The 10,255-nt window shown below is 41.9% G+C and carries 6 protein-coding genes and 6 pseudogenes; 8 read left to right on the forward strand and 4 right to left on the reverse strand.

All coding sequences use genetic code 11. The features are described from left to right. Both ACED59_RS23405 and ACED59_RS23410 read left to right on the forward strand, forming a co-directional pair. Positions 1-236 (forward strand): hypothetical protein (locus ACED59_RS23405; protein WP_371705153.1); only part of this gene is annotated, 236 nt, incomplete at its 5' end. 417 nt (positions 237-653) lie between these two features. Further along, positions 654-1,561 (forward strand): annotated as a pseudogene (locus tag ACED59_RS23410) (IS5 family transposase). Between the two features lie 45 nt (positions 1,562-1,606). Here the strand turns inward: ACED59_RS23410 and ACED59_RS23415 are convergent. Beyond that, positions 1,607-1,720, reverse strand: a pseudogene (locus ACED59_RS23415) (helix-turn-helix domain-containing protein); the annotation flags it as partial. Between ACED59_RS23415 and ACED59_RS23420 the strand changes: the two are divergent. After that, entirely contained in the window at positions 1,719-1,955 is a 237-nt protein-coding gene (locus tag ACED59_RS23420; protein ID WP_017096422.1) for a hypothetical protein, read from the forward strand. The pseudogene ACED59_RS23415 and the gene ACED59_RS23420 overlap by 2 nt on opposite strands. A 68-nt stretch (positions 1,956-2,023) precedes the next feature. Next, on the forward strand, positions 2,024-2,785 hold the full coding sequence (locus ACED59_RS23425) for an IS5 family transposase (RefSeq protein ID WP_029223739.1): 762 nt from the start codon (positions 2,024-2,026) through the stop codon (positions 2,783-2,785). Between the two features lie 222 nt (positions 2,786-3,007). Here ACED59_RS23425 and ACED59_RS23430 read toward each other — a convergent pair. Then, positions 3,008-3,694, reverse strand: a pseudogene (locus ACED59_RS23430) (IS4 family transposase); the annotation flags it as partial. 12 nt (positions 3,695-3,706) lie between these two features. Between ACED59_RS23430 and ACED59_RS23435 the strand changes: the two are divergent. Beyond that, positions 3,707-3,803, forward strand: a pseudogene (locus tag ACED59_RS23435) (IS5/IS1182 family transposase); the annotation flags it as partial. Between the two features lie 47 nt (positions 3,804-3,850). Here the strand turns inward: ACED59_RS23435 and ACED59_RS23440 are convergent. Further along, complete coding sequence (locus ACED59_RS23440; protein WP_017082806.1) at positions 3,851-4,549, reverse strand: hypothetical protein; 699 nt, start codon at positions 4,547-4,549, stop codon at positions 3,851-3,853. A 96-nt stretch (positions 4,550-4,645) separates the two neighbouring features. Next, a pseudogene (locus tag ACED59_RS23445) lies at positions 4,646-4,852 on the reverse strand (transposase); the annotation flags it as partial. A gap of 228 nt (positions 4,853-5,080) precedes the next feature. Between ACED59_RS23445 and ACED59_RS23450 the strand changes: the two are divergent. The 3 genes and pseudogenes from ACED59_RS23450 (at position 5,081) to ACED59_RS23460 (ending at position 9,943) form a co-directional block, all read left to right on the forward strand. Next, positions 5,081-5,990: pseudogene (locus tag ACED59_RS23450) on the forward strand (IS5 family transposase). Between the two features lie 251 nt (positions 5,991-6,241). Further along, positions 6,242-7,855 carry a methyl-accepting chemotaxis protein gene (locus ACED59_RS23455; protein WP_017096405.1) on the forward strand — a complete coding sequence of 538 codons (1,614 nt, stop codon included), beginning with the start codon at positions 6,242-6,244 and terminating at the stop codon, positions 7,853-7,855. Between the two features lie 249 nt (positions 7,856-8,104). After that, positions 8,105-9,943 (forward strand): EAL domain-containing protein, encoded by a 1,839-nt coding sequence (locus ACED59_RS23460; RefSeq protein ID WP_017096404.1) that lies wholly within the window; start codon positions 8,105-8,107, stop codon positions 9,941-9,943. Positions 9,944-10,255: the final 312 nt, after the last annotated feature.

Genomic DNA, 10,255 nt, shown 5'->3' on the forward strand with positions numbered 1-10,255 from the left:
TGCGCCCATCTGCGGCGCTTTTTGCAATAGTGAAGGCAGCCACTCTTACGGTGATGCGGGTGTTGGTATGCAGATGGAATAATAAGCCGACGAATGTGTTTCTCGACTTTGATCTCAAAGACTGCGATATCAACGTAGTCAGTATGAATCAACATGAATGGGGAGGACAATGTTTAAAAACATCAGCAACGCACAATGGACTTGGTTTTCAACCTATCGTGAAAGAATGGGGCTAAAAGGGTTTTCTGACGTACATGCTCTGATGCGCAAGGCGGGAACGGTTTTGTGGGCCTTGGTTGACCACTTTAAGTAATGCCACAAATGAGCCAAGGTGTGTGTCAATTAGTCGACCAAGGAAGTAACTTTGAACGTAAGACAGACCAAGCAGACAAACGTGAATGCCTCACTCAGCAATCAAAGTGCTAGAAAATCGAATCCCTGAAATTGGTGGTGACACACGGAAATAGTTAAAGGCAATAGAACCATCAAAGCCAGAACATCACCGAAGATGCTGACACTATTAAGTTCAATGGCGGAAAAGGCGTTTGTACCGGCGCGAGTTTGAACTGTTTATGGGCGTTGTTGCCTAAATCAGTTGAACCTTTTTCGAGTCCTGCGATCTGATACTTTATGATGGTTAGAGCGGTGACAACATGGGTAAGGCGAAAAAGAAGATAACTAACTGGGCGGAGTACAATAAGTTTTTGTGCAAACGGGGCTCGGTTACGTTCTGGATAGATGATACAGCCGTAGATGCATGGCGATGCAAACCCATCATGGTAAGCGTGGTAGAGGCTTTCAGTACTTTGATGCAGCGATTGAAACTGCCTTGATGAATAAAGGAGTATTCTCATTACCATTGCGTGCTCTTCAAGGTTTTATCGACTCTATCTTTGAGTTATTGGATGTTCCACTGACGTCCCCAGACTACATCTGTATCAGTAAACGGTCGAAGACAGTCCAGGTGAAATACCGTAATAAATCTAAAGGGGCTATTCGTCATATAGCCATTGACTCGACTGGTCTCAAAGTCTTTGGCGAGGGTGAGTGGAAGGTCAAGAAGCACGGTGCCGAAAAACGTAGAACATGGCGCAAGCTGCACTTAGCCGTTGATGTAGATACCCATGAAGCCATTAGTGCCGAGGTCTGTCTGGTAAATGTTGGTGATAGCGAAGTGCTGCCAACGTTACTCAACCCTTTACGTAGAAAGATCGATGCTGTCTCTGCCGATGGAGCATATGACACAAAAAGTTGCCACAATACTCTGAAGAATAAAGGTTGTACTCCGTTGATACCACCTCGAAAGAATGTAGCGTTTTGGGAAGATGGGTATCCCAGAAATGAAGCTGTAGAGGCTCTGAAAAACGGAACAATAGCGGAGTGGAAATCCGAATCTGGTTATCACTATCGCTCAATATCTGAGACCGCAATGTCTCGATATAAAGGACTAACCAGCGGTACATTGAGCTTGAGATGTTACAACGCTCAAGTGGGTGAAATCATGGCGAATGTCAAAGCTATAAACAAAGTCATAGGACTAGGCATGCCTGTTCGAAGCTAACGGTGAGTCAAATATGGCGTCGTTGACCTCCAAGCTGATTTGATCAACAACGCCGCGATGGCACTGAACGGTTTTAGCAATTTCAGAAACTGAAATCCCCCGTTCCAAAAGGGCAGGAATCTGGTATCTTCTGCCTTCGGTCAACTGCTGATAGTTCATGGTAGTACTGCTTGTTTCTTTGGCGAGAAGAGCGTACCACTTTCAGCAGTTGGCTTCCTCTTCTACACCTTTCCATGAATGTCGCACTTATTATCTGAAATCGGGCGCAACAAAGCCGATGGAAGGTGAAAAAGATTATTACCCAACTTTGATCGACGAAGAAGCATGTAATTCCGATGGTTCTAAACTGCGACCCACTAGATTAGAGAAACTAGGGCGTGTTGATCTTTCGTGAGTGTTTTTTGAACAGCATGGTAAAGAGTTATAATTTGCTTCGCCAAAAGTAAAACCATAACCAATACCATGCCAAGAACAATGCTAACTGATATTCGCTGGGAACTGCTACTCCAAGTTATGAAAAGTACAGGTCGTATTTACGATAAAACTGAACATCGAATGACATTTGAAGGAATACTTTATCGAATGAGAACAGGTATTCCTTGGCGAGATCTACCCTCTGAGTTCGGAGAGTGGAGTACCGTTTACAGACGATTTAATCTTTGGTCGAAGAAAGGGATTTTAGATAATCTTTTCAAAAGCTTATCTAACATGGCTGATTTTGAATGGGTATTTCTTGATGGCTCTATAGTTAGAGCACATCAGCATAGTACAGGTGCAGCTACTGAAAGTTCAGAGCAAATAGGAAAAAGTCGCGGGGGCAACTCAACCAAAATTCACTTAGCCGTAGATAGTGGTGGCCTGCCGATTTGCTTTGATTTATCAGAGGGACAACGCCACGATATAGTGCATGCCGAAAGCTTAGTTGAGCAACTCGGTGAAGTTAATACCATTGTTTGTGATAAAGGATATGACAGCGAACCTTTCCGTACTTTTGTTAAGGAACGTGGCGGAGAAACGGTAATTGCTAAACGCAATTACGGACAAGATATAGACAAAGACAGTATGGATTGGTGTCTATACAAGTATCGTCACTTGGTCGAAAATGCCTTTGGGAGAATTAAGCATTATCGAGCTATTTCAAGTAGATATGACAAGCTAGAAAGGAATTATGCCAACATGTTATCGCTGGCATTCATGTTAATGTGGCTACCGATGTATTGTTGAACGCGAAATGTACAGCAAAGATCAACACGCCCTAGTATTCCCAACCTTGGGTGCTGACGGATCCCCTCATATTTTCCCTAGTCCTGCGTTGTGTGTGAGCCTTTGATATTCGAACATTCCCCATTGATATTGGGATTCATTAATTTGATATCGCCGATGATTTCGTACCTCTCTCCCTAGACGAGGTATGGATAGAACTCGGCGGTGTTTAATGCCGTTGGCTTAGAAGTCAAAATGCCATTTGGCTTGTACTGCAATGAGGCCATTCCACCACATCAAGATTTCAGCGAGCAACGCAATAAGAAGCAGGATATCTAATCGCTTAGTACAACGAGTTCTGTTGTGACGAAGTGCGATTCCATAGGCGGTACTCTTTAGATCGCGGAAGGCCTCTTCTATCTGCATACGCTTGGCGTACAGACTGGTAATTTGTACTTCATTTAAGATATGTCTAGGGATATTAGTCGCGAGTAGCCACGGCTCCTTTGCACTGCGTTGATAGAGATGTGTAGCGGAGTGTTTTTGGCTGGTTCTGCTATGGCGCTGGGCTTTTCTGCCTTTTTCTAATCCCTTATAAACATAGGCTTCACAAGATATCGGTGATCTCTTTGCTAATAAGCAGTGGCCAAGATATTTGGGTTTATGGACAGCGTTTGGATAAAAGGTTTTATTTGAGACCCAAGGTTTTTGAGGTTGTTTGATTGATACTTCACCTCGGACACGACCTAACCAAAACCAACCTTTCTTCTGAACTTGGCGGAACCAAGTATTTCTAAAACCCGCATCAGAAACGATGATCGGACTGATTTTATTCGGCAAAATACTCTGCAATTTATCAAGGAATGCTTGGTGACTTTTCGGTGAGTTGTATTGGCCATATTCAAAAACTTGTTCAAAGATTGTGATGGCTCGACCATCAAACGAGCTATTTCAAGTAGATATGACAAGCTAGAAAGGAATTATGCCAGCATGCTATCGCTGGCATTCATGTTACCGCGGGCTACCGATGTATTGCTGAACATGAGATACACAACAAAGATCAACACGCCCTAGTTAATGACCAATTTAGTTCGTTGGAGCATTTCCATACAAAATACCCGTGTCATTACCTAACACCCCTGCAATGTAATCTTTACCGTTGTGCTTAACCGTCAAGAAAACCCCGTTGTAACTGCCATTTAGCGCTGATTGCGAGCAAGAAACGGCACTTGCGTTATCTGCATTAAAGTAAGATCCATTACGAACCAATTTACCTGTAATTGTACAAACGCCATTAACGACATATGAACCATCTGCGTTAATCGTCCACGTACTACCATCTGTTGCATTGGTATGAGTACCGGTGATTTGGGCAAGAGCTAATGAGTCAGTTGTTTTATTCATTGAGTAAACAAGGTTTGACCCGCTAACAACGGCTGTTAGAGTTGCAATATTGTTTGTAAATTTAGCATGCATTAACTGAATTCTTTCTTTCACAAAAACATTGTTGCTAGTAAAAGATAGACCTCTAGTTGTCATCGATGTTTCTGTCGTGGTCGCACTATCAACAAAGTAAACGCTGTTGTTCGCGAAGTCACCCACAATTAGGTTGTTCTTAGATCGCTTTGAGTCAACAAGCATGACGGTCAAGTCAGTCGGGTTAACGTATAGGCCATTACCACTAAACGTTTTTACTGTTGCACTCGGTGCCGCTGACGAACCACCGCCACAACCTACAAGTACTACTGAAGCGAAAACACCTAAAATGAAGCCTTTGTTTTTCATTGTGATTACTCTTTATTATGTATAAAGATCTTATCATATCTAAAAATAATAAATCCCGCAAAGTTGCGAGAGAACCGGCGACGCTGACGGATCCCCTCATATTTTCCCTAGTCCTGCATTGTGTGTGAGCCTTTGATATTCGAACATTACCCATTGATATTGGGATTCGTTAATTTGATATCGCCGATGATTTCGTACCTCTCTCCCTAGACGAGGTATGGATAGAACTCGGCGGTGTTTAATGCTGTTGGCTTGGAAGTCAAGATGCCATTTGGCTTGTACTGAAATGAGGCCATTCCACCACTGATCTGCACCATCAATACTGGACGTTACGTTAAGCGACTTTGTCATTACGTTAACTACGGACTAGGTGATATAAAGGTATGAATCAGTTAGTTGATACTTAACGGTGTGCTCTTAAGAACTAAAGCTTTTAATTTTCCACTCTTGGAAGGCGTTGTTGCCTAAATCAGTTGAACCTTTTTCGAGTCTTGCGATCTGATCCTTTATGATGGTTAGAGCGGTGGTGACATGGGTAAGGCAAAAAAGAAGATAACTAACTGGGCGGAGTACAATAAGGCTCTGTGCAAACGGGGGCTCGGTTACGTTCTGGATAGATGATTCAGCCGTAGATGCATGGCGATGCAAAGCCCATCATGGTAAGCGTGGTAGAGGCTTCCAGTACTCTGATACAGCGATTGAAACTGCATTGATGATTAAGGGGATATTCTCTCTACCATTGCGGGCTCTTCAAGGTTTTATCGACTCTATCTTTGAGCTACTGGAGGTTCCACTGACGCCCCCTGACTACACGTGTATCAGCAAACGCTCGAAGACAGTTCAGGTCAAATATCGTAACAAATCCAGAGGAGCTATTCGCCATATCGCTATTGACTCGACTGGTCTCAAAGTCTTTGGCGAAGGTGAGTGGAAGGTGAAAAAGCACGGCGCCGAAAAACGCAGAACTTGGCGCAAACTGCACTTAGCCGTTGATGTAGAAACTCATGAGGCCATTAGTGCAGAAGTCAGTCTTGTAAGTGTTGGCGATAGCGAAGTGCTGCCAACATTACTCAACCCTTTACGTAGAAAGGTAGATACCGTATCTGCTGATGGAGCGTATGACACAAAAAGTTGCTATGAGACCCTGCAAAATAAGGGCAGTACTCCGTTGATACCGCCTCGAAAGAATGCGGCGCTTTGGGAAGAAGGGCATCCCAGAAATGAAGCAGTAAAGGCTTTGAAAAACGGAACAATAGCGGAGTGGAAATCTGAGTCGGGTTATCACTATCGCTCAATATCTGAGACCGCAATGTCTCGATATAAAGGACTAACCAGCGGTAAATTGAGCTTGAGATGTTACAACGCTCAAGTGGGAGAAATCATGGCGAATGTCAAAGCTATAAACAAAGTCATAGGACTAGGTATGCCTGTTCGAAACTAACGGCGAGTCACATATGGCGTCGTTGGTCTTTAAACCGATTTGATCAACAACGCCGTCGTATTGACTAAAAAGCATGCGAAACGGGGTGCCTCTATCTCCAAATTTAATTACGCAACAAAGCCACCTCAGATGACAATACTTAGGCGCACTTAACAAAATTAACCTTTATTTATAAGTGGGCATTAAGTATTATTAATAATATTAATAATATTAATAATATTAATAATATTAATAATACTTGATAATTAAACATGTTAAATAATGTATCTATAAAAAACAAAATTCAAATGACAATCGGTCTAGCGGCTATGCTTATGTTATTGTTGGGAGGATTCGAACTCTACATTCAACAAGAGCAGAGACTTGAAGAAAGGCATGATAAACTGCAAGCGCAAGTAGAGACTGCGGTATCCTTAGTCCAACACTTCAGAACCAATGAGTCTCTAAATATAGAAGACGCTCAAACAGCAGCAAAAAAAATATTATCAGACCTCAGATATGATGATGACCACTATTTTTGGGTAACCAATACAAAAAACAAACTAATTATCCACCCGAAAAGGCTGACTTCTATTGGCCAAGATATGACTAACGTTCGAGATAGTAAAGGTAATTATCATTGGCGCGAAATGTCTCGTATTGCCAAAAACAATTCTTCAGGTTTTTTGAGTTACACATGGCGAGATCAGCAAGGAAAAGATAAAGATAAGATTTCATATGTGTATTACATTCCAGAATGGGATTGGATTGTAGGATCGGGATTATTCATTTCTGACATCCAAGAAGATTTTCACAAAAATATCATGCAGCAAAGCGTTTTATTAGTAATTATTATGGGGATCTTGTTTTCTATTAGCTTCTTTATCAGCGATAGTATTGTAAAACCAATCGAACAATTAGTTGAAAACCTCAAGATCATCGCGAGTGGCAATTTAACAACAAACTTCCAACAGAACCGAGAAGATGAGATTGGAGAGCTAAACCGAGGCCTTTGTCAAATGCAGACTACCATTAGAGGTACCTTAATTGCTGCGCAAAGTACAGCCGATAAGGCAAGTCTTTTATCGGAAAGCATAGCCTCTTCAAGTGAAGAAACTGCTCAAAGTTTAGCATCTCAGAACTCACAACTTGAGCAGATGTCAACGGCAATGAGTGAAATGTCAGCAACTATTAAGAATGTAGCTATCAACGCCGAATATAGCTCAGAAAAAACCAGTGAATCCTCGCATCAAGCACAAGCCAGCAGCCAAAGTATGGTCACAACACTTGAAGATGTTTCGGCAATCTCCCTCTCTATCGATGAAACAACACAGTTAATGGCGACCTTGAAACGCGGTGTAGATAATATAGGCCAAGTTGTGCAAGTTATCCAAGAAGTGTCTGAACAAACAAATTTACTTGCACTGAATGCCGCGATTGAAGCGGCGCGAGCAGGAGAACAAGGTCGTGGTTTTGCTGTGGTTGCCGATGAGGTTCGCAATCTTGCAAGCCGAACTCAAGATTCTACCAGTCAAGTTCAATCAACGATTAACGAGTTACTCGCTAGTACTTCTGAAGTGCTTACTGTCATGGAAAGTAATAATGCAAGTATTAGCACCTGTGTAGAAACAGCTCAACATACAAAAGACACACTAGTATCTATGGTAGGAAGCCTCAACGAAGCTAATGATATGGTCGCTCAAATTGCCGCTTCCGCTGAACAGCAAGGCATCGTTTCAAATGAAATGAGTGAAAATGTTAGTGTGATTAATTTATCAGCAAGAGAAATTAATCAAGCTAGTGTACATATGGCATCTCAAACTCAAGAGATGGCAAGTGCTGCCGAAGAGCTTAAACAACTATTGACATACTTTAAGCTGGAATAATCCGACGCACCTTGGTCTATATCGACACCTCTCCCCCGGATATAGACCAATCTATTTGCTCGTTAATATTACTAACAGAAGGTTTTTTTCAAAACCAAAAGACAAAGTCATCAACCTACGATCGATTAACTAAGTTTACTTAAATACTTAGACTAATAACCAAGCTGTGCTAAAGACTTAAGTCTGTTGTTGCTGAGTCAAAGGTCTAGGTTGATTAAGTGTTTTTGACTGACCTCAAAGAGCAAAAAAGTGTGTTATTCACTCTACTATATTGGAGATGTAAAGATTAAAATCAATAAAAACATAAAACTATCAGTAGATTACAGTCTTTTAGATGTATTCAAGAAAGACTGTACCAAGTCACTACTAACTCCAAATAACTGTGTCTCGGTGATGACTCAACAAGAAAAACTGTCATTTTTTTTCTCTATCGTAAACCAAAGTGCAAACGCCGTTGTTATTACAAACGTTGACAGGGACATTATCTACGCCAATAAAAAATTTGAAGAACTGAGTGGCTATGCCCTATGTGAAGTTCTTGGCAAGAACCCAAGAATATTGAAATCAAACAATACCCCAGTCGACAGCTACCGCGATATGTATCGCACATTACAGTCGGGAAGTTCTTGGAAGGGTGTATTTTTCAATAAATATAAAGATGGCCCCGAGTATATTGAAGAAGCTGTTATTTCTCCGATAATGTGCGATATAGGAGAAGTTATTTGTTATCTTGCAGAAAAAAAAGACATTACAGTTCAAAGGGCTATGGAAGACAGCGTACGGAAATTGACTCATTTTGATAGTCTAACGGAACTGCCTAATCGGGCCTACTTTATCGAAGAAGCCAAGAGGATAATGGACTTACAACTAGCTAAAGATAACTGCTTTACGATATTGTTTGCCGACTTAAACCGATTTAAAGAGCTTAATGATAGCAGAGGCCACCTTGCTGGTGATATGGCGCTAAAAGAGGTAGCTAGACGGATTGAAAACGCACTTCCGTCTGGTGATTTAGCAGCTAGAGTTGGAGGGGATGAGTTTGTTGTGATTCATCGAAAAGCGACACAAGAAAGCACTGCGCATTTAGCTGCCCAATTGGTAGCGGCACTGAGTCGACCTATCCCGATAAATATAGGACAAAAAGCTTTTCTGGGTGTTAGTATCGGAGCAGCCACATGGCCTTTGGACGGTGAAACATTGCATGATGTGCTCTCACATGCAGACTTAGCTATGTACGAAGCTAAGTCGACTGATCGGGACTTTGTCTTCTACACGGAACAGATTGGCACACACTATCATCGTGAATTGGAGTTATCGCGCAGGTTAAATCAGGCTATACACGATAAAGATCAGTTTCATCTAGTCTATCAGCCAAAATTTTATACAGCCAGTACGGAAGTTGCAGGGGTTGAAGTTCTGCTTCGCTGGGACGAGCCTGAGCTTGGTATCATTAACCCTGGGGAGTTTATTCCTCTTGCCGAGAAGTATAGGATAATGTGTCCTCTCGGTAAGTGGGTCATCAAAGCCGCCAGTAAGCAATTTCGTCAGTGGCAATCAGAGGGCAGAGTGTTGCCAGGTAGAATGGCTGTGAATATCTCCGTTCAACAATTAGAGCAACCTGAGTTCTTTGAGAGCATTATAAGTATGATTTCAGAAGAGGGACTCTCTCCTTCCATATTTGAATTAGAAGTGACAGAGTCGGTATTGATGAGTAACCCAGAAAAAACAATGCGCGTGTTGCAAAAGTTAGAACATGTAGGATTCAGTATCGCTATCGACGATTTTGGTACTGGCTTTTCGTCTTTATCGTACCTCAAAAGAATTAACGCAAAGGTTTTGAAAATTGATAAATCGTTCATTGAGAGTTTGGCGACCAGCATACACGACAAAATGATAGTGAAATCTGTGGTGGACTTAGCTCAGAATCTGGGGTTATCCGTTGTGGCTGAGGGCGTCGAAACTGAGGAGCAAAGGCGTTATCTTGAAGAGGTCGGGTGCGACATGGTACAGGGCTACTACTACTCAAGACCACTCACCGCAGAAGAATTAATCCGAAAATTTACTTTTAAAACTTTGCTTAAGGAATGAACAATGACTGAGCATTCTTCTCCATTTTTAAATACTTTCTATTTGAGAGTGTTATCTGTCGTTCATGACGGTTTGTCGCAAAGTTATGAAGAAGCACAAGCGTACTGATTTTTATATGAAATTAGGCTGATTTCGAGTGAAGCTGTTCCCAAACAGATAAGCTTTCAGGATTGTCAAGCAGTCCATTTTTAATTATCGACCGGCTTTGTTGCGTAATTAAATTTAGAGATAGAGCCAACCCGTTTCGCGTATTTCTGAGTCAATACGACAAGTTTCAGGCATACCTAACCCAGTAAGCTTGTTCAACGCTTT

This window comes from Vibrio sp. FF266 (assembly GCF_041439695.1).
GTDB lineage: Bacteria > Pseudomonadota > Gammaproteobacteria > Enterobacterales > Vibrionaceae > Vibrio > Vibrio tasmaniensis_A.